At 63.7% G+C, this 19,462-nt stretch carries 22 protein-coding genes; 10 read left to right on the top strand and 12 right to left on the bottom strand.

Annotation, left to right across the window (positions count from 1 at the left end; translation table 11 throughout):
- Window positions 1-31: 31 nt before the first annotated feature.
- The 4 genes from BM083_RS13675 to BM083_RS13660 form a co-directional block, all read right to left on the bottom strand.
- A complete protein-coding gene (locus tag BM083_RS13675; protein WP_089870011.1) occupies window positions 32-445 on the bottom strand; it encodes a hypothetical protein in 414 nt (137 codons plus the stop codon).
- A 92-nt stretch (window positions 446-537) separates the two neighbouring features.
- The gene (locus BM083_RS13670; protein ID WP_089870010.1) at window positions 538-2,052 is read right to left on the bottom strand and encodes a S8 family serine peptidase; all 1,515 of its coding nucleotides are present in this window, start codon (window positions 2,050-2,052) and stop codon (window positions 538-540) included.
- A gap of 36 nt (window positions 2,053-2,088) precedes the next feature.
- Window positions 2,089-2,691, bottom strand: coding sequence for an ArsR/SmtB family transcription factor (locus BM083_RS13665; protein WP_089870009.1), 603 nt, complete (start codon window positions 2,689-2,691; stop codon window positions 2,089-2,091).
- Between the two features lie 106 nt (window positions 2,692-2,797).
- Window positions 2,798-3,982, bottom strand: a complete 1,185-nt coding sequence (locus tag BM083_RS13660; RefSeq protein ID WP_009365718.1) for an MFS transporter — start codon at window positions 3,980-3,982, stop codon at window positions 2,798-2,800.
- Between the two features lie 96 nt (window positions 3,983-4,078).
- Between BM083_RS13660 and BM083_RS13655 the strand changes: the two genes are divergently transcribed.
- The 3 genes from BM083_RS13655 to moaC are packed head-to-tail and all read left to right on the top strand — an operon-like array spanning window position 4,079 to window position 6,527.
- Entirely contained in the window at window positions 4,079-4,528 is a 450-nt protein-coding gene (locus BM083_RS13655) for a DUF5518 domain-containing protein (protein WP_089870008.1), read from the top strand.
- Between the two features lie 51 nt (window positions 4,529-4,579).
- Window positions 4,580-6,019 carry an NAD(P)H-hydrate dehydratase gene (locus tag BM083_RS13650; protein WP_089870007.1) on the top strand — a complete coding sequence of 480 codons (1,440 nt, stop codon included), beginning with the start codon at window positions 4,580-4,582 and terminating at the stop codon, window positions 6,017-6,019.
- Complete coding sequence (gene moaC / locus BM083_RS13645) at window positions 6,012-6,527, top strand: cyclic pyranopterin monophosphate synthase MoaC (RefSeq protein ID WP_089870098.1); 516 nt, start codon at window positions 6,012-6,014, stop codon at window positions 6,525-6,527. Before BM083_RS13650 ends, moaC begins: the two co-directional genes overlap by 8 nt.
- A gap of 10 nt (window positions 6,528-6,537) precedes the next feature.
- On the opposite strand, the gene hflX is transcribed toward moaC, so the two are convergent.
- Complete coding sequence (gene hflX, locus BM083_RS13640; protein WP_009365722.1) at window positions 6,538-7,839, bottom strand: GTPase HflX; 1,302 nt, start codon at window positions 7,837-7,839, stop codon at window positions 6,538-6,540.
- Between the two features lie 4 nt (window positions 7,840-7,843).
- On the bottom strand, window positions 7,844-8,194 hold the full coding sequence (locus BM083_RS13635; protein ID WP_089870006.1) for a DUF2209 family protein: 351 nt from the start codon (window positions 8,192-8,194) through the stop codon (window positions 7,844-7,846).
- A gap of 243 nt (window positions 8,195-8,437) precedes the next feature.
- Between BM083_RS13635 and BM083_RS13630 the strand changes: the two genes are divergently transcribed.
- Window positions 8,438-8,773, top strand: coding sequence for an FUN14 domain-containing protein (locus tag BM083_RS13630; protein ID WP_009365724.1), 336 nt, complete (start codon window positions 8,438-8,440; stop codon window positions 8,771-8,773).
- A gap of 147 nt (window positions 8,774-8,920) precedes the next feature.
- A complete protein-coding gene (eif1A, locus tag BM083_RS13625) occupies window positions 8,921-9,205 on the top strand; it encodes a translation initiation factor eIF-1A (RefSeq protein ID WP_083850995.1) in 285 nt (94 codons plus the stop codon).
- A 222-nt stretch (window positions 9,206-9,427) separates the two neighbouring features.
- On the opposite strand, the gene BM083_RS13620 is transcribed toward eif1A, so the two are convergent.
- Both BM083_RS13620 and BM083_RS13615 read right to left on the bottom strand, forming a co-directional pair.
- Entirely contained in the window at window positions 9,428-10,153 is a 726-nt protein-coding gene (locus BM083_RS13620) for a ribosome assembly factor SBDS (protein ID WP_009365727.1), read from the bottom strand.
- Window positions 10,154-10,249: 96 nt separating this feature from the next.
- Window positions 10,250-11,404 carry an acyl-CoA dehydrogenase family protein gene (locus tag BM083_RS13615; RefSeq protein ID WP_089870005.1) on the bottom strand — a complete coding sequence of 385 codons (1,155 nt, stop codon included), beginning with the start codon at window positions 11,402-11,404 and terminating at the stop codon, window positions 10,250-10,252.
- Window positions 11,405-11,526: 122 nt separating this feature from the next.
- Between BM083_RS13615 and BM083_RS13610 the strand changes: the two genes are divergently transcribed.
- Entirely contained in the window at window positions 11,527-11,838 is a 312-nt protein-coding gene (locus BM083_RS13610) for a NifU family protein (protein WP_009365729.1), read from the top strand.
- 241 nt (window positions 11,839-12,079) lie between these two features.
- Entirely contained in the window at window positions 12,080-12,226 is a 147-nt protein-coding gene (locus BM083_RS23370; protein ID WP_177197634.1) for a hypothetical protein, read from the top strand.
- A 126-nt stretch (window positions 12,227-12,352) separates the two neighbouring features.
- Here the strand turns inward: BM083_RS23370 and trxA are convergent, their stop codons facing one another.
- From trxA to BM083_RS13595, 3 genes are all read right to left on the bottom strand, one after another.
- Window positions 12,353-12,688, bottom strand: a complete 336-nt coding sequence (gene trxA / locus BM083_RS13605; RefSeq protein WP_089870004.1) for a thioredoxin — start codon at window positions 12,686-12,688, stop codon at window positions 12,353-12,355.
- Window positions 12,689-12,784: 96 nt separating this feature from the next.
- Complete coding sequence (locus tag BM083_RS13600) at window positions 12,785-13,450, bottom strand: 2,5-diamino-6-(ribosylamino)-4(3H)-pyrimidinone 5'-phosphate reductase (protein ID WP_089870003.1); 666 nt, start codon at window positions 13,448-13,450, stop codon at window positions 12,785-12,787.
- A 95-nt stretch (window positions 13,451-13,545) separates the two neighbouring features.
- The gene (locus tag BM083_RS13595; protein WP_089870002.1) at window positions 13,546-14,637 is read right to left on the bottom strand and encodes a CNNM domain-containing protein; all 1,092 of its coding nucleotides are present in this window, start codon (window positions 14,635-14,637) and stop codon (window positions 13,546-13,548) included.
- A gap of 287 nt (window positions 14,638-14,924) precedes the next feature.
- Here BM083_RS13595 and BM083_RS13590 point away from each other — a divergent pair, with 287 nt between their 5' ends.
- The gene (locus BM083_RS13590) at window positions 14,925-15,974 is read left to right on the top strand and encodes a glycosyltransferase family 4 protein (RefSeq protein WP_089870097.1); all 1,050 of its coding nucleotides are present in this window, start codon (window positions 14,925-14,927) and stop codon (window positions 15,972-15,974) included.
- A 24-nt stretch (window positions 15,975-15,998) separates the two neighbouring features.
- Here the strand turns inward: BM083_RS13590 and BM083_RS13585 are convergent, their stop codons facing one another.
- On the bottom strand, window positions 15,999-16,358 hold the full coding sequence (locus tag BM083_RS13585) for a DUF7510 family protein (protein WP_009365736.1): 360 nt from the start codon (window positions 16,356-16,358) through the stop codon (window positions 15,999-16,001).
- 103 nt (window positions 16,359-16,461) lie between these two features.
- On the opposite strand from BM083_RS13585, the gene BM083_RS13580 reads away from it, so the two are divergent.
- Complete coding sequence (locus BM083_RS13580) at window positions 16,462-17,748, top strand: Single-stranded DNA binding protein (protein ID WP_089870001.1); 1,287 nt, start codon at window positions 16,462-16,464, stop codon at window positions 17,746-17,748.
- Window positions 17,745-19,454, top strand: coding sequence for a hypothetical protein (locus BM083_RS13575; RefSeq protein ID WP_089870000.1), 1,710 nt, complete (start codon window positions 17,745-17,747; stop codon window positions 19,452-19,454). Before BM083_RS13580 ends, BM083_RS13575 begins: the two co-directional genes overlap by 4 nt.
- Window positions 19,455-19,462 lie beyond the last annotated feature (8 nt).

Genomic DNA, 19,462 nt, shown 5'->3' with positions numbered 1-19,462 from the left:
GCTTCGTTCCGGGTTCTCGCCCGCCCCCAAATCAGACGAGACTCGCGCCGTACACGATGACAGAGAGGTTGTTCGCGAAGACGAACAGACCCACCGCGAGCAACGCGCCGAGCCAGAGTTCGATACCGAACGCGAAGTAGCGAGCGTAGGGGTCTGGCGTCCGTTGGAACATCCGCATCAGTCCCGCAAAGCAGACGACGACGGCCACCACTGCGAGGACGTTGACACCGACCAGTATCGCGAGATGTTGGCCCAGAAGCCACGCCACGAACGGGTTCCCCTCTGCTTCGACGCCGACGACGGCGGCCGCGTACAACGAGGTCAGAAGGTCGACCGTCACGAGTAAGAACAGCGAGACGGCGATCCAACTCCAGTACTCTTCGATGCGCCGGTTCCGACGCTGTTGTGCCGACGGTTGCCCGTCCGGTGAGTGTCGGTGGTTCACGTCACTACCGCTCCTGGCTTCTCCGGCCGTTTGCGTTCATCTACGGCTATCGACAGGCGCGAGGAGTATGAACGTCGCGGTGACTCGTCTCGTCAGGGTTCTTGTTCGACTCGTGCGGTGACGTTCGCGCCGGACGCGGCTTCGACGGCGGCGTAGGCGTCGATGTACCGACCGCTTCCCGTGTAGTGTGACGTCTCTTGGAGCAACTGCTCGACCTGTGCGGGCGAGAGCTCCCCCTGTCGGGACTTGATGAGTGCCGCAGAGCCCGCGACGTAGGGTGCGGCCGCCGACGTTCCGTAGAACGTGCCAGCCGCCGTCGTCGACACGCCGTCCGGTGCGCCGACGTCCGCGCGCGCTCCCGCGTAGCCGAGAGAGCTGTACTCGCGGATGAGACCGCTCTTGGCGTCGATGGCACCAACAGTGATGACTCGCTCGCTCGTCGCGGGCGCGACCATGCTTCCCGCGGCAGTCGTGTGAGTGAGCGTCTGGTGTGGTGAGAACAGTTGGAGGCCCGTCTCGCTCGTACTCCCTGTACGATTCGTCTCGTTGGTACTGTTAGTGCTACTTGTGCTGTTGGTGCTGGTACCGTTGGTGCTGTTCGTCTCGCTTCTGTTCGCTGTGTCCTCGTGTGCGTAGATGCTGACGTAGTACACGCCTCGCGGAACGACGACGTCTATCGTCTCGGCGGGCGATGCGTTCTCGCTCGTCTGTCGTACCGTCGACTTCGCGACGACGGGGTCCCGTCCGGTCGTCTTCCGGTACAGATAGAGGTCGTAGTCGGCCGACGTGTTCCAGTAGAGCTTCAGCGAGACGCGTCCCTCGGTGGCGTTGCCACCCTCGAGTGCGTTCGCTTCCGTGTCCGGGGCGAACTCGACCCACTGGTCACCGTCTGCAACGCCGGCCCAGTGGCGGTTCGCGTAGTTTCCGGCCGACGTGACGAAGACGACACCTTCCTCTGAGGCGTGGTCGGCGACAGCCGTAATCTGATCCATGTCACCGCTCATCGGTGCGAAGTAGCTCCCCGAGTCGACGATGACGTCGACGTCGTTCGCCAGTAACCACTCGACGGCGTCGGCGTACGACTCCGGCGTCGGCGTCGTTCCGACACTGGCGAGATAGAGGTCCGCATCCGGCGTCGTTCGAGTGACCACCTCGGCGACGGCGGTGTCGTGGGCCGTCTCCGTACGCTGTTGGTCGTGGCTGGCGTGGTGTCCGGCGACTTGCTCGGCGATAGCGGCGTTGTCGGTGTCGAAGGAGCTGCCGATGACGCCGACGCTGACTCCTTCGCCGGTGATGCCACGTTCGTGGAGTTCGTCGGCCCGGATGGCTTGTACGCCGTCGGTGGTCCGACTCCCTTCTCTGTGGAGTGACGCGACGTCACTGTCCGGTGTCGGTCCGCCCTCGACGTCTTCGACTGCGTTCGTCGATTCGAGAGACGCTTGCATCTCACCACGTTGCATGATGAGGTCGTTGTCGTACTGTGACGGGCCAGTGAGCGACGCACCGTACGGAACAGACGAGTCAGTGAGCGCAGGAGCAGCGAACGACGAGACGAACAAGAGTGCGAGAACGAAGTGGACGGCGAGTCGGCGGGGCTGTCGACTCACCGTCGCTCACTCCGGTACTCCTGCGTCGTCATCTCGTTACCTCCGTCGGTACTCCCACACGGCGACCACGGCGAGGACGAGCAGTCCCCCCGCGAGGAACGCCGCTCCCGGGGGGATGAGTCCGAGCAGTGGCCCCGCCGTCCCACCGAGGCTGTCTCCGACGCGTGGTGCGGTTCCCGGCCCACCGAGGTCCGTGACGGTCGAACCGAACGCGAACTGGACGAGAAGGCTGAAGACGCCGAGCACTGCGACCGTTCCGACCAGTCGCTTCAGCGAGTCCATGAACGTCGAGCGGTCGTCTTCGCGGCCGACACAGACGACGAGAGAGTCGTCCGTCGGTGCGTAGACGTTCATCTCGCGGCCTTTCACCGAGTATCGTGTGTCTGCGACCTGTACCAATCCGGCGTCCTGTAAGTTCGTCAGGTGGTGCCGGGCGTTCTGGAGGGACGTCTCGACCGTCTCCGAGAGTTCCGAAGCTGTCGCCGGTGCTTCGTGGAGCGCTGTGAGGAGAGACCGGGCTGTCTCCGACGAGAGCGAGTTGATGAGTTGTTCTGACTCTTCGTCGTCGAGCCAGAGCACGCGAAGGTCGCCATCTCGCGTCTGCGTCGGTTTCGTGTCAGACGGTAGCAGCCCTGACATATTCACTAATTATGCGGGGACGAAGTAAACTCTTCGGAATTAGTTAACACACCGGATACGTTCACAGAGAGACGACTGTCTGTCGAACGAGTGGACGGTCCTCGACTCACTGTGGGACTCCAGCGTCGTCGACGGCCGTGGGAAACGCACCGACGACGTAGAGACCAGTGAGGACGACGAGCACAGTAGTCAGCCCCCCAGCGAAGGTGAGAAAGACGGCGTCGAACTCGAAGCCGACCTCTATCAGATAGCCGAGAACACCGCTTCCGCCCGCTTCCAAGAGGAGCGCCGCTCCGCTGAAGACGGCGTAGGCGGCCGCACGGTTGTCGGCCGGGAGGACCCCGAGCACGTAGGTGTCGAGTGCGGGAAAGACGCTGTGGACGACGTACCCCATGACCGCCGTGACGACGAACAGCGCCGGCCGCGAGGAGACGACAGTCAGCGTCACGAGACAGACGACGAACGACAGATGAATCGCGAGGATGTACGGCACCTTGGGGAGTCGGTCGACGAGTCGCCCGCTGAACAGGAACGCCGGGACACCCGCCGCGAAGACGACGGTGAGCATCGTCCCGGCCGTCGCCGGCGAGAGGCCCTTCACCGTCGTCATGTACGGGACGTAGAAGTTGAACAACCCCTGCCAGACGAACCCCAGTGCGGCGACCATCACCACGCCGAGCACGATGGGTCGCCAGTGTGCGAGCGCGGCCAGAAAATCCCGGTCGGCGTCCGCACTCGCCGGAACCGTCGTCTCGTCGGCGACGAGTGCGAGGACGACGGTCACGAGGAGTGCCGCACCGGCGAGGAGCCAGAACACCGCCCGCCACGACGACTGTGCGAGAACCACCACGGCGAGCGTCGGCACGACGACGGCGGCGAGTTGACTCGACATACCGTGGATGCCGACGACGCGGCCGACCGCTTCGGGATATAGTTCGCCAAGCAATGGCACCGCCGAGACGAAGTAGGCGCCCGACGCGAGACCGACGCCGAATGCGCCCACTTGGAGCATGGGGAGCGACGTCGCCGACGCGGTGAACGCCGCGGCGACGGTGAGGAGCACGCCCGTTCCGAGGACGACTCGATGGCGAGGCACGCGCGTCAGGAGGATGCCGACGGGGATACGGGGGAGCGCCGACCCCCACCAGACGAGCGAGACGACGAGACCGATGGCGGCGGACCCGACGCCGAACGCGGCCTGTAGCGGTTCGACGAGTGGCGCGAACGCGACCCGACCGAAGTTGACGAGGAAGACGAACCCACAGAGCGTTCCGAAGAGTCGGGTTGTCACTGACTTCGCTTCGGAGAGGAATGGGTCAAACGTTGTGACTTCGTCGGCACCGACTCTGGCGGCACAATTATGTTGCTCAGTTGTGAACTATCGGACATGTCCCTCCATCCGATTCGTGCAGTTCGTAACTTCCTCGCCGACGACGTCTGGCGGTTCGCACTCGTTGCCGGAGGATTCTCCGCGTGGGTCGTTCTCTCCGAAGCGTTGCAGACTGGGTCGACGACGCTGGAAATCGAACCGGTCGTCGCCGCCGGGTTCCTCGGCGGCGTTCTGTTCGCCACTCGGTCGACCAAAGCGACGACTGTCGGCTTTCGAGTCGGTATCGTCGGAATGTCTGTCCCGGTACTCTGGCAGTCAATCGAACTCTTTCGCTACATCTTCGGGCTGTCTCAGCCAACGTGGTTCGGACTCCTGCAGGTCGTCTTCGCCGTCACCGCGATTGGAATCTTCGTCGGCGTCGGCGCGCTTGTGAGTGCGTTCGCTGCGTCCGTCGGTAACTGGGTCGCCGGCAAATTCGGTCGCAGACCCCACCCCGCCGGCCACTGAGACGCACCGACCCCCGTGTCGCTTAACACCCATCCGAGCGAACGCCGACGCATGATAACCGCCGAACGCATGGCCGCCGTCGACCGCAACGCGGCGGCGCTGGGCGTCTCGCAGAAGCAACTGATGGAGTCGAGCGGCAACGCCGTCGCCGCCGCCGTCCGCGACGCCGCCGACGCCGGGTCGCGAGTCGCTATCGTCGCGGGCCGCGGCAACAACGGCGGCGACGCCTTCGTCGCCGCGCGCTTCCTGAAAGACTACGACGTGACCGTCCACCTCCTCGGTCGTCCCGAGACCATCACGACGGACATCGCCCGCGAGAACTGGGACGCACTCGTGGAGGCCGACTGCGACACTCGCGTCGTCCGCGACTCACGTGACCTCGAACTCGACGACCCGGACGTCGTCGTCGACGCGATGCTCGGGACGGGCATCACCGGGTCGCTCCGAGAACCGGAGGCGTCGGCCGCACGACTCGTCAACGAGACGAACGCGACGGTCGTCGCCGTCGACGTGCCGTCCGGTGTCGACGCGAACACCGGCGACGCCGCCGATGGCGCAGTCGAAGCAGACCGAGTCGTCACGTTTCACGACGCGAAACCCGGATTAGAGGAGTTAGACACGCCCGTCACCGTTGCCGACATCGGCATCCCCGAGGCCGCAGAACTGTTCGTCGGGCCCGGCGACCGACGTATCGTGGACCGCGCCAGAGGCGCGCACAAAGGCGAGAACGGTCGCGTGTTCGTCATCGGCGGTGGACCGTACACCGGTGCACCGGCGATGAGTGCGCAGGCCGCACTTCGCGCGGGTGCGGACCTCTCGTTCGTCGCCTGTCCGGACCGCATCTTCGACGTCCTCGCGAGTTACACCGAGGACCTCATCGTCCAACCGTACGACGGCGACCATCTGACGCCCGATCAGGTCGACGAGTTGGTCGACACCGCCGAGAGTCACGACGACGTGGTCGTCCTCGGCCCCGGACTCGGCACGCACGACGAGACGCTGGAGGCCGTCGAGCAGTTTCTCTCGTCGTTCGCGGGGAAGGCCGTCGTCGACGCCGACGCGCTCTCGGTCGTCCCCGACGTCGACACCGACGCGACGCTCGTCTGCACGCCGAACAGCCACGAACTCGCCGAGATGGGCGGACCGGACGTGGACAGTCTGCGCGAACACACGGACGAAATCGAGTCGTTCGCCGCGGACCTCGGCCACGTCGTCCTCGCGAAGGGGAAAGACGACGTTATCAGCGACGGCGAGACGACGCGCGTCTGTCGAGCTGGAACACCAGGCATGACCGTCGGCGGAACGGGTGACACCCTCGCAGGCATCACGGCGGCGCTCCTCGCCACACAGGACGCCTTCGACGCGGCTTGCGTCGCTCCCTTCGTCAACGGGAGGGCCGCCGAACTGCTCGACGACCGGCACAACGGACTCCTCGCCTCCGACCTCTTGGACGCGCTTCCGCGAGCGCTGTGGGGTGACGACGATGAGTGACCCGAGCGACGACCCGAGTCCAGAGAACCCGACTGACGACTTGACGCACACCGACTCGGCCGGGAACGTCCAGATGGTCGACGTGGGCGCGAAACCCGACTCCGCCCGCCGGGCGGTCGCTCGCGGGACGATTCACCTCCAACCGTCGACTATCGAGGCGATTCGGGCCGACGAAATCGGGAAGGGTGACGTGCTCGCAACCGCCCGTATCGGCGCGATTCAGGCCGTCAAACACACGTGGGAGACGATTCCGATGTGTCACCAGATACCGATTACGAACGTCGAGACGACCTTCGACGTCCACGAGGACCACGTCGTCCTCGACGTCGCAGTAGAGACCACCGGGAAGACCGGTGTCGAGATGGAAGCCTTAGAGGGCGTGACGACGGGACTCAACGTCGTTTGGGACATGGTAAAAGCCGCCGAGAAGGATTCAGAGGGGCAGTATCCCGGAACGCGAATCTCGGATATCGAAGTGCTGTCGAAGGAGAAGCGGGCGGTGGAGTAGTCGAACCGGGTTAACTCGTCGCCACCGACAGGTCCGCCGCTTTCGCCCGCGCTTTCTCGATGATTTCGGGGCGGGCTTTGAACGCCAAGAGCACGTTGTCGTCGGTGTACTCCTCGTCGTCGACGTGGCCGTGGTCGTGAATCCACGAGACGACGCTCATCGTCTCGTCGGTCATCGGGAGCATCAGTCGCTCCTCGTGCCACTCCGGCAGCTCGGTCTCGATGCGCTCACAGAGTTCGTCGACGTTCTCACCAGTGAGGCCAGAGACGACGACGGGGTTCGGTGCGAGGGCGGTGAGCGCCTCTCGCTTCTCGGCCAACGCCGTCTCGTCGACTTTGTCGGCTTTGTTCAGCACTGTCACGATGGGCGCTTCGTTGCGCTCGTAGAGCGTGTCGTGACAGGTGACGAGTTTCTCGCGTATCTCTTGGACCGACTCGCTGGCGTCGACGACGAGGAGAACCAAATCGGCGCGGTAGACCGAGTCGAGCGTCGACTGGAACGACTCGACCAGCCAGTGCGGCAGGTCCGAGATGAACCCGACCGTGTCGGTGAGGAGGACGTTCCGCATCCCTGTGTCGGCCCGACGAGTGGTCGTCCCGAGCGTCGTAAAGAGCATATCTTGGGACTCGGCGGTCGTGTCGAGGTCCGGATGTAACTCTTCGTTCTCGTCGACGTCGAGGTCGGCGGCGAGTCGGCGCATGAGCGTGGACTTGCCCGCGTTGGTGTAGCCGGCGAGGGCCACGAGGTCGAAGCCGGACTCGCGGCGCTCCGCGCGGCGGGTCTCTTCTTTCTCGGCGATGGCGTCGAGTTCCCGCTTGATGTTCGCGATCTGTGACTTGATGTCGCGTTCGCGACTCTCGTCGTACTCACCGAGACCCATGAACCCGGGGCGTTCGTCGCGCTTGGCGAGGCTAGCCTTGGCGGCAGCGCGCGGGAGTTCGTAGCGCAGTTCGGCGAGTTCGACCTGCAACTGGGCTTTCCGGGTCTGTGCGCGCTGCCCGAAGATGTCGAGGATGAGTGTGAAGCGGTCGATGACCTCGACGTCGTCGGGTACCTTCTGTCCGATGTTGTACGTCTGGTAGGGGCCGAGGCGGTTGTCGACGATGACGGCGGCCGCGTCCGTCTCGACGACGAGTGCGGCCAGTTCGTCGACTTTCCCCTTCCCGAAGCCGTAGGCGGCGTCCTCCTCGCGGGTCTGCGTGAGCGACCCGACGACGTCGTAGCCCGCGGCGCGGGCGAGGTCAGAGATCTCTTCGAGGTCGGCGGTTCCGGCGTCGACGCGTTTCGCGACGACTGCTTTCGTCCCTGTCATAGTATCATAGTTGCAACTCTCGGGCGGCGTACGCGGCGTAGTGTGCGGCTTGCACTGTTTCTCGTTCGGCTATGCTCTCGATGTACTTGAACGCTGGCCGAAACTCTAACCCGACGCGTTCGCTCGGCTCTTCGTAGAACTCGCCGTGTTCAGCGACGATGGGGCCGTCCGGCACCGTCGGGAGTTCCGCGACGGCGTCGGCGACGACGGCCAACGTCGCGTCCAGCGTCGGCTGAGCGCGACTCGTGGCGAAGCCCATCCCTTCGATACTGCGAAGGCGCGTCGAGTCCACGACGGCGTGGACGGCGGCGGCGACCATCAGGTACTCGCCCGCCTCTTCGTGGCGACCGCTGATGTCGACGCCGACGACCTCAGGGGTGGGGGCTCTCCACCTCGCGTTCGGAACTGTGGTGCATAGTCGCGCGTAGGTCGTCGTCGGTCTTGAAGCTTCCCGGCGATGTAGTACGTCGAGATACCGACCGCTTCTGCAGACGGTCTCTCTCGGCTCACGTTCTCTCTTAAGGACCTGTCTCTCTGAAAGACGTGTGTCAGACGGAGCAGCACAAAGGTCTTAACAGAGAGTGACAGATAGGTGACTATGCTCCAAGCGGACCTCCCCCTGGTAATCGACTTCCGACAACTCGGCATCGAGGCCGGGTCCGGGGCGATTATCGGTGGTATCATCGGCTTCGCCGCGAAGAAGGTGGCAAAAGTCATCGCCGTCCTCGTCGGCCTCGAACTAGCGCTTTTCAAGTTCCTCGAATCACGCGAGATTCTGATCGTCGACTGGGACAAACTGACCGCCGGGTTCATCAAGACCAGTCAGGACGCCGCCAACGGTGCGCCGCCGGACTGGGTGATGACCATCCTCTCGACGCTCTCTATCTCCGGTGGATTCGCCGCTGGATTCTTCCTCGGCTTCAAGAAGGGATAGTCGCACTCGACTGTCGTCGTTCGATTTCTTCGGCTCTGTCCGGTTCCGCTCTCACTCGTTCTACCAGTCGCTGATACGCTCTCGGACTGTGAGACTCGGTACCTCTCGTCTCCAATGATTTAACCGTCTCCGTCTCCCAGTAAATGTGTGAGTGAAGAATCTGGGCGCCGAAACCTTCGGATGCCCAACAGTGACGAGATGTTCGCCGTCGTGACCGAGATGCTCGGTGGAAACCACGTCCGCCTCCGCTGTCAAGACGGGAAGGAACGACTGGGCCGAATCCCCGGTCGGATGAAGTACCGAACCTGGATCAACGAGGACGACGTGGTCCTCATCGAGCCGTGGGACTGGCAAGACGAGAAGGCCAACATCGAGTGGCGCTACACGGGGCAGGACGCAGACCAGCTCCGCCGCGAAGGCCACATCCAGTAACACCGCGTCTCGACCGGCACACTCAACGTCACTGCTGGCTGACGATAGCTGTCGTACTCTCTTACCGGCGTATCTCGCTCTCGATACGGCGAGCGCTGGGGCACAGTCACGACTGCTGTCGTAGTTCGCTCGAATCGACACAGAACCGTTTTCGTGACGCCGCATCCCTACGAGCGACGTCGTTACGCTGTCCCCGTTCTCGTACGTCGATTACGGTCCCCGTTAGCGCGTGTTGAGTTCGTCTTTGTCTTTGACGATTCGTGTCTCGGCTTCGCCGCTCGTCAGGTCGTTGACGAGGTCGTAGAATTCGTTTTGCATCCCTGCAGGGAAGGTCATCACACCGACCCAGCCGCCGTCGTTCGTCCACTCCTCGCGTTCGAGTTCGCCGAACGTCCGGACGCGGGCCTGTGCGCTCCCGGCGTACTGGGCGGGGAGGTTGACCGCGATGGTGACTTCGGCGAAGCGGATGGGGATGACAGGGCGGAGCGCGTCGAGTGCGTCGTCGACTTGCGAATCGACAGTCTCCATCGGGTCGATCTTGAACCCGGCTTGCTCCAGTGCGCGCTCGATGCGGTCCGGCGGGTGGGGCGCGTCGTCCATCTGCGGGTTGACCGCGTTTCGGGCGATCTTGTTGATGAGCTGTTTGCGCTTCTGTTCTTGCATCTCGCGGCGCTGCTCGGCTGTGATCTGAATCTCCCCGCGTTTGACGACTTCGGGGATAATCTCCATCGGGTCGGTCGTCCCGAACACTTTCTCCAGGTCGCTCTCGGCGGGGCGGTCACCACGAGAGGCGTCCTCGAAGACGTCTTCGGCGGCGATGACGTCCTCTAGTTCGCCGTCGAACTCGTCGCGCTTCATCGCCAACGCCGCGTCGGGGTCGATAAGGACCTCGAACCGTGCACCGTGTGATTCGAGTCGTGCCGTCACGGCCTCGTCGAGTGAAATCATACGACGGGATACTCCCTCCGACGTTAAAAGCTCTCCCCGATACTGACACGTATCCGCTACCGCGGCATTCCCTCTCGGCGGAGTCTCTGTCGCCCTTCAGTACCCTTTTCCGAGCAACTCGCGGGCGACGATGTTCTTCTGAATCTCCGAGGTCCCTTCGTAAATCTGCGTAATCTTCGAGTCGCGGTAGAGACGCTCGACGTCGTAGTCGTTGACGTAGCCCGACCCGCCGAAGATTTGGACCGCTTCGTCGGCGGCGTCGGTGGCGACGCGCGAGGCGAACTCCTTGGCCATCGACGCGAGTGCGGTCAACTGCCCCTCGTCGTTGTCGACGCTCCACGCCGACTTGTAGGTCAACTGCCGGGCCGCCTCCGTCCGGATGTGAATGTCGGCCAACTTGTGTTGAATCGCCTGGAACTGGCCGATGGAGCGCCCGAACTGCTCGCGTTCCTGTGCGTAGTCGAGGGCACGCTCGGAGGCACCCTTGGCGATACCGACGCCCTGTGCGGCGACGGCGGTTCGCGTCTCGTCGAAGAACTGCATCAGTTGGAGAAAGCCCATCCCCTCCGTCCCGACGAGGTTCTCCTCGGGGACGCGTACCCCATCGAATCGCAACTCCGCGGTGTCGCTGGCGCGGATGCCCAGCTTTCCGGTTATCTTGTCGGCCTCGAAGCCGTCGCGGTCCGATTCGACGATAATCTGCGAGAACCCGTCGTACCGGTCCTCGGCGTCGGGGTTCGTCTGGCACAGCACGACGAAGTAGTCGCCGACGGAACCGTTGGTAATCCACATCTTGTTGCCGTCGAGGACCCACTCGTCGCCGTCTTTCTCTGCCCGCGTTTGAACGGACGTGACGTCGGACCCGGCCTGCGGTTCGCTGATGGCCGCACCCATCACGGACTCGCCCGTGGTAATCGGTGGGAGATACTCCTCTTTCTGCTCGTCGGTGCCGAACTCGATGATGGCCTCGGCACCGAACCCCGCGCTGGTGACACACAGTCCGACGCCCGGGTCGACGGCGAACAGTTCCTCGGTGACGAGAGCGTTCTCCAGGGAGGAGTAGCCGACGCCGCCGTACTCGACCGGGAAGTGTGCGCCGGTCAGCCCCATTTCGGCGGCCTTCTCGACCACTTGATACGGATACTCCTCTGCTTGGTCGTACTCGCTCGCGACGGGGGCGATTTCGTTCTCGGCGAACCGCCGAACCTCCTCTTGGATGGCGCGATGTTCCTCGGAGAGTGCGTAGTCCATGTTTGTCACTAACAGACAATCGTGATATAGGTGTTTTGACACTCGAAACAACGCACGGCGCGTGGTCTCGGCCAGTTTGCTCGACGCGAAGTGCTATATCTCCCTCTCTCCTCTCTCGGGCTATGAGCACGACGTCACCGGAGACACCCGAGAAGAGCCTCGAAGAACGCATCGAACTCTTCATGATGCGAAACTTCCCGCAGATTCAGATGCACGGTGGCGACGCCGGTATCGACGCCCTCGACGAGGAGACGGGTGAGGTGTGGATTTCACTCACGGGTGCGTGTTCGGGGTGTGGCATCTCGCCGATGACGATTCAGGCACTCAAGAGTCGGATGGTGATGGAGTTCGACGAACTCACCGCCGTCCACGCGGGCACGGGGATGTGGGAACACGAGGGCGGCGACGACGAGTTCTCGGACGTGCCGTTCTGAGGGCTAGACACGCTTCGGCGGCGCGTTGCTTTTCGTACCGATTGCTGTGACTGTTTACCACTCTGACCGCACGGCGGTATGCGGTCGGACCGGCAACGACTCACAGCAATCGTCAGTAGCCGTTCGACGAAGCGCCTAGTCGATATTGACCCAAATCGTCGGTATGGTGTGCCTACGGCGCGATTCAGGTTCGAACAGGCAGTTCGTACTTAGGGCCCATCCGCTCGTAGCCTGTGTTGTCATGGTTGTCACAGAGTACGTCTTCTACGTTGTCTGCCGCGACTGCAACGTCGAGTCACTTGTCGAGACCGAAACCGCTGCGGCGGAACTCGCCGACGCCCACGCCGCGGAGTCGAACCACACCGTCGAGTTCGCTCGCGTCAGCTAAGCCACGCAGAACCGGATACGAATTCACTCGACACTTTTACCACACGCTGGTCCTCGTCTCGCTTCGGCGGACGACGACTCGGCGTACTCTGTTACAGAAAACCCGAAGACCGAACGGTCGCTGAGATTACGCGAGTTGCTCGATAGCGTCGACGAGGTCGGCTTTGTCCTGCACGCCGACGACGGTCTTTGCCTCTTCGCCGTGGGCGAAGAACTTCAGCGTCGGCACCGAACGAACGCCCTGCGCTTGGGCGAACTCCTGTAACTCCTCGATGTCGACTTTGGCGACGACGGCGTCCGTCTCTTCGGCAATCTCTTCGAGCGTCGGTTCGAGCATCTTACACGGTCCACACCAGTCGGCGTAGAAGTCGACGAGGACGACGTCGTTCTCGGCGACGAGTTCGTCGAGGTGACTCTCGCTTTCGACGTGTACCGGTGTCGCAGTCGTCTCAGTTTGGCTCATGGTCGCTTCTACTGGTGCGAGCGGCTTAACTATTGAGCAGGTATGTCGGTGTCGTGCACGACCGCTATCGGGCGAGTCGGAGCGAGTTAGACCGACTCAGACCGAATACCGCAGGACGATGCCGTCGTCGATGCGCTTGGCGTCCATCAGGTCGAGACGTGGGAACGCCTCGCTGTCGACGAAGCCGTCGCCGTCGGCGAGGGTAGGAGCGTCTCTCCCACCGATAATCATCGATCCGACGTAGAGCGAGAGTTCGTCCACCAACCCCGCAGCGAACAGCGAGAAGATGAGTTCGCCGCCGCCTTCGACCATCACGCGGTCGATGTCTCGCTCGCCGAGTGTTTCGAACCCCGCCGCGAGGTCCACGCGCTCTTCACCCGCCCGGAGGACGACCGCCCCGGCGTCTTCGAGCGCCGAGACGCGGTCGTCGGGGGCGACGTCGGCGACGAGCAGGTACGTCGTCGCCTCGTCGTCGAGAACTCTGGCGTCGGTCGGTGTTCGAGCGCGCGAGTCGGCGACGACGCGGGCCGGGTTGCCGGGGCGGCCGTTTCGGAGGCGTTGGACGCGCCGGTCTTCCACGTCGAGGGTGAGATGCGGGTCGTCGGCGAGCACGGTGCCGACGCCGACGACGATTGCGTCGGCGGCGGCGCGAATCCGGTCCATCCGGTCGAAGTCGTCCGGTCCGCTGATCTTGATCTGTTCGCGCCGTCGCGAGGAGAGCTTTCCGTCGGCGCTCATCGCGGCGTTGACGACGACGTGCATGGCTACGTGATTGCGTGGGGAGTGAAAACGGTTTTCGGTGTGTTGGGTTGGGTGCCGGGAAAAGCCGGAAACGTCCGAGGCGTCGGTACCGTCTCTCAGTCGGCACCCGACGCCGACGCAGTACCGGACCCGGACTCGCTGTCGAGCGGGTCTTCGACTTCGCCCATCACCGCTTCGAGTGCGTCGGTGGCGGTGAGGAGTCCGACTACCGTCCCTTCGGAGAGGACCAGCGCGAGCTCTTGACTCTCCGCTTGAAATCGGTCGATAGCGTCGCTGACTGACGTCTCGTCCGACATCGTCATCGGTGGTGCGGCAATCTCTGCGAAGGTCGTCTCGCCAGCTTTCAGTTCCTCGATTCGGTCGATGACGCTGGGGACGTAGACGGTTCCTTCGACGTCTTCGAGCGTCTCGCCGACGAGCGGATACCGCGTGTGTGGCGTCTCCGAGACGCGTTCGAGGTTCGTTTCGGCACTGTCCGTCGTCGACAGTGCGACGATGTGCTCCGCATCGACCATCACGTTCCGAACTTCGATGGTGCCGGCGTCGAGTGCCTGCAACACTTCGTCGTGACGCTCGCCGTCGATCTCTCCCTGTTCTAAGAGCGAACTCACCCGGGTACGGAGTTGCGCGCGAGTCTCGATAGCGTCTTCCTCGGTTTCGAGCCACGCACCGGTCATCTCGATGCCGAACAGTCGAAGTGTCCACTTCGCTACCCAATCACCGAGCGTGATGAGCGGCGAGATGACTCGGTAGAACCAGTAGAGCGGCGTAGCCCCGTATCGACAGACCATCCGTGAGCGTTCGACACCGAGGTAGGTCGGCGCCTGTTCACCGTGCGTGAGGTGGATGAGGTTGATGATGACGTACGAGATGATGGCACCCGCGCCGATCGTCGCGAGTGTCGTTCCGGCGAACAGCGGCTCGAACAGGGCCGCGAGCGCTGGTTCGGCGACGATACCGACGGCGATACTCGACGCCGTAATCCCGACCTGACAGGTCGTCAGATACAGTTCGAGACTCTGGGTCATCTCCCAGGCGCGTTCGAGTCGCTGTTTGCCGTCGACGAACTCCTCTTTCGTGAACTGCCGAGCACGCGTCAACGCGAACTCGATAGCGACGAAGAACCCGTTGGCGAGAATGAGTAGTACACCGGCGACGAGACGAATGCCGATTTCGGCTGGATTCATTGGGTGTCGGTGTCTCGAAGTTCACCTTCGAGCGGTTTCAAAGCGTCGGCCCGTCCGATACTTTATAAACATTTTTGCAAAATCGACAACTCTCTGCTGTCTCACGCTCGGACCGACAGTTGAGAGCGTAGGCTCCTTTGTGAGACAGGAACCGAGTAGTTGACTCGACACCGACCCGACGCCGACCCGACGACGACTCGATGCTTCGGCGACGGCGAATGCCACACCGAGCCGGGTCTTTAAATAACCCCGCAGGCAACGTAGGCATCATGGTTCCGCGAGTGTTGATGCTCGGGTGGGGGTACCCACCGAACGTGACAGGTGGTTTAGACACACACGTCGGTGAAGTGTTCGACCGTATGGAAGCACGTGACGACGTCGAAGCACAACTCGTGCTCCCGTCGGAGTACGCACCAGAGGGACGGGAGAACATCGAGGGCGTCGCCACGGGCGACGGCGACATCATCACTCGTATCGGTCGTCTCAGTAAGCGCTTCGCCGAGAAGGCCGCAGAGGAGGACTTCGACCTCGTCCACACACACGACTGGTTCGGATACGGCCCCGGGTCACGTGCCCAACAGAGCAACGCCGACATCGAGTGGATCACCTCGTTCCACTCGCTCTCGTCGGACCGGAACGTCGACCCGCCGCAGCGCGAAGTCGAGACCGAACAACGCGTCACCAACCGCTCGGACTACCTCATCTCGGTCAGTCACCTGCTCGCGGATAAACTGAACCGCGAGTACGGCGGCGAGTCCCACGTCGTCCACAACGGGTTCACCGAACCGGAGTTCGGCGGCCGCGACATGAAAGCGGAGTTGGGCATCGACGGCCAGATGCTCTTCTTCGTCGGCCGCCACACAGACCAGAAGGGTATCTCGCATCTGCTCTACGCGATGAAGCATCTCAGAGACCCCGACGTGACGCTCGTCGTGGGCGGGAAGGGCCACCTGACCGACCAGTTGAAGAAGTTCGTCGAACTGCTCGGCATCGAAGACCAGATAGAGTTCGTCGGCTACATCCCCGAAGAGGAACTCGGCGACTACTACGCTTCGGCGGACGTGTTCGTCTCGCCGTCGCTATCGGAACCGTTCGGCATCACCATCACGGAGGCGTTGGCAGCGGGGACGCACGTCGTCTCGACGCCCGCTGGTGTCATCGAGTGTCTCCCCGAAGGTTGCGTCGTCGAAGTCGAAATCGACTCCGTCTCTATCGCGGCCGGCATCGAAGAGGCACTCACGCGCGACGGCCCGCCCGAGTACGAACCACGGACGTGGGACGAGGTGGTCGACGAGACTATCGCCGTCTACGAACGAGTCGCTTCGGGCGACTACTGAGCCGAAGAACAGTCGCTTGGGTACTTACCGGTAGACGCTGTACTCGGTCACCGCTTCGCCGTGGACGATGCGGAAGCCGTTCTCTATCTTCGTGACGCCTGGACCGCGGCGAATCGACTGATACGGACTGTCGTCACGCGCTGACTGGTAGGGGCTATCGCTGTCGACGGACTGGTAGGGACTGTCGCTCCGTGCCGCTTGGTACGGACTGTCGAGGTCGGCGTCGGCGTCGAACCCTTCCGGTGGGAGATAGACTCGCTCGCCGCTCTCGGAGCGGACGACGACGGCAGCCTCCTGTGTGCCGGTGATCGTTATCTCCGTCTTGTCGTTGGCCACACGCATCGAACAGTCGAACGTCTCCGGCGACTCGCTGGCTTCGCTCATACAGGTCGATGGACGCGCGATTCACTTAGCAGTTCGTACCGATTGGTTCTCTCACCACCGGGTGTGCAACGGTTTTTATCGCAGGGGGACCAACCCTCGCTCGATGCAGTTAGACGACCATGCCGAGGAGCTTGCCTCCGCTCTCGGCGTTGACAAAGAGGAGGTCAAGCGCGATTTAGAGAACCTCGTCCAGTACAGCGTTCCACTGGACGAAGCAAAGCAGAGCATCCGCCGCAAACACGGCGGCGGTGGCGGGGGCGGCGGTGCTCCCTCGACGAAAGATGTCGCCGACATCACGCCCGACGACAGCAGTGTCAACGTGACGGCGACGGTGCTCACCGTCGGCACCCGAACGATTCGATATCAGGGTGACGACATCACCATCCGCGAGGGCGAACTCGCCGACGCGACGGGGAAAGTTTCGTACACCTCGTGGCAGGACTTCGGCTTCGAAGCCGGCGACTCGGTGACGATTGGAAACGCCAACATCCGCGAGTGGGACGGCAAACCCGAACTGAACCTCAACGACAGTTCGACCGTCGCGATGGCGTCCGAGGAGATCGCAGTCGACTACCCCGTCGGCGGCGACGCCGACCTGCTCGAACTCGAACCCGGTGACCGAGGCCGGAACGTCGAGGTCCGTGTGCTCGAAGTCGAAGAACGAACAATCGACGGCCGCGACGGCCAGACGGACATCCTCTCGGGCGTCCTCGGCGACGAGAGCGCGCGACTCCCCTTCACCGATTGGAACCCGCACGCGGAAATCGAGGAAGGGGCGAGTCTGCGTATCGAGGACGTCTACATCCGCGAGTTCCGCGGCGTTCCCTCGGTGAACCTCTCTGAGTTCACGACGGTCACCGAACTCGCGAGTCCGGTCGACGTGAACGACTCGGCACCCCGACTGGGCGTCCGCGACGCCGTCGACAGCGGCGGCATGTTCGACGTCGAAGTCGTCGGCAGTCTGCTCGCCGTTCGCGACGGGTCCGGCCTCATCGAACGCTGCCCCGAGTGCGCTCGCGTCATTCAGAACGGTCAGTGCCGGAGCCACGGGGCCGTCGAGGGCGAGGACGACCTACGCGTGAAAGGCATCCTCGACGACGGCAGCGACACCGTCACCGTCGTCCTCGACGCCGACCTCACCGAGGCGGTCTACGGCGGAGACGTGACCGACGCGAAGGAGGCGGCGCGCGACGCGATGGACAAGGAAGTCGTCGCCGACGCGATTCGAGAAGAGATAGTCGGCCGTGAGTTCCGCGTCCGCGGGAGCCTCTCGGTCGACGAGTACGGCGCGAACCTCGACGCCGACACCTTCGACGAGTCCGACGACGACCCGGCCGACCGTGCCCGTGAACTGCTTGCCGTCGTCTCGACGCAGGAGGTAGAGGCATGAGTTCGACAGATTCGAACTCCTCTGACAACGGTCCGGGGCGACGCGAAGTCGCTCACCGACTGTTCGCCGCCGAGTTCGACGACGCCTCGCTCTCGTACTCCGAGAGCGACGAGGAGCGTGCGCCGAACTACGTCGTCACCCCGACCGGCGCGCGCGTCAATCGCCTCTTCGCAGTTGGCGTGCTGACCGAGAAGGAGGACGTCAACGAGGACGTGCTCCGAGGACGTATCGCCGACCCGACGGGTGCGTTCGTCACCTACGCCGGACAGTACCAACCCGACGAGATGGCGTACCTCGACCGGACGAACCCGCCGGCGTTCCTCGCGCTGACGGGGAAGGCTCGGACGTTCGAACCGGAGGACTCCGACCGCGTGTTCACCTCCGTACGCCCGGAGAGCCTCAACGACGTCGACGGCGACACCCGTGACCGCTGGGTCGTCACGACGGCGGAAGCGACGCTGGAACGCATCGCCGTCTTCGACGAGGCACTCGACTCGGACGCCCGCGGCGAGGCACTCGCCCGCGAACTCGAAGCCCGTGGCGTCGCTCCGTCGCTGGCGTCCGGGATTCCGCTGGCGATAGAGCACTACGGGACGACCCGCGCCTACCTCGAAGCTGTCCGGCAACTCGCCGTCGACGCGCTCGAAGTCGTCACGGGCGACCGCGAAGAGGTTCGGTCGCTCGACGTCGCTCCCGGCGAAGGCGGCGACGTGACGCTCGGCCCGCTCCCAGAACTGGACCTCGCAGACGCACCCGAACTGGAGACGCCTGCGGAGGTTGCAGACTCCGAAGAAGCCGAAGCGACAGAAGCGACCGAGGAGACCGAGACGCCGACGGCGACGACCGGTGACGCTGCGGCGTCGACGGAGACGCTCGTCGACGACTCGGCTACCGAAGCCGAAACTGGCGAACCCGACGAAGCGGACGGAACTCCCGAGTCGAGCGACGTAGCGGCCGAACCGGCAGAGGCCGTGACGACCGATACCAGTCCATCGATGGACGACGCCGACGAGACCGACACGGCCGTCGCCGACGAGTCGTCGTCGGAGTCGACACCGACAGATTCGACCGACGCCGTCGCCGAGACGGGTGACGCTGCCGCCTCGACGGAGAGCGTCGTCGACACGAGTGACGACGGTGCCGCCGAACCGGCAGAAGCCGTCTCCCCGTCCGACGACGGGTTAGGTGACTTCGACGACGAGTCCGAGTCCGGACTCGACGACTTCGACGACGGCGACGCTGTGGACTCCGAAGAGTCGAGCGACGGGATGTACGAACTCCCCGAAGACGAACGACAGGAGGTCGAAGACGAGTTCGGAACCGAGTTCTCGACCGGCAGTGAAGTCGACGACCCCGGCGAGGCCGACATCGACGTGCCGGACGCCGACGACCTACAGGCCGAACTCGACGAAGAGGCCGAGGAGGCCGAAGACACGCATGTCGAGACGGAGACGGACGTGGCCGAGAAATCCGACGGCGCCGACGCCGCGGAGGCCCCATCGGCCGCAGACGTCGACCTCGAAGCCGCGGCCGTCGAGGCGATGGACGAACTCGACGACGGCGACGGCGCGGCCCACGACGCCGTCGTGGCGGCAGTCGTCGACGAGTACGGTGTCGACCCCGACGCCGTCGAAGCAGCCATCCAAGACGCGCTGATGGGTGGGCAGTGCTACGAACCCGACGAAGGGCAGTTGAAGGCCATCTGAGTGTGACT

Origin of the sequence: Halogranum rubrum, assembly GCF_900114455.1 — an archaeon.
Taxonomy (GTDB): Archaea; Halobacteriota; Halobacteria; order Halobacteriales; family Haloferacaceae; genus Halogranum; species Halogranum rubrum.
Note: the sequence above shows the minus strand (reverse complement) of the source record. Positions and strands in the feature narration are given on the sequence as shown.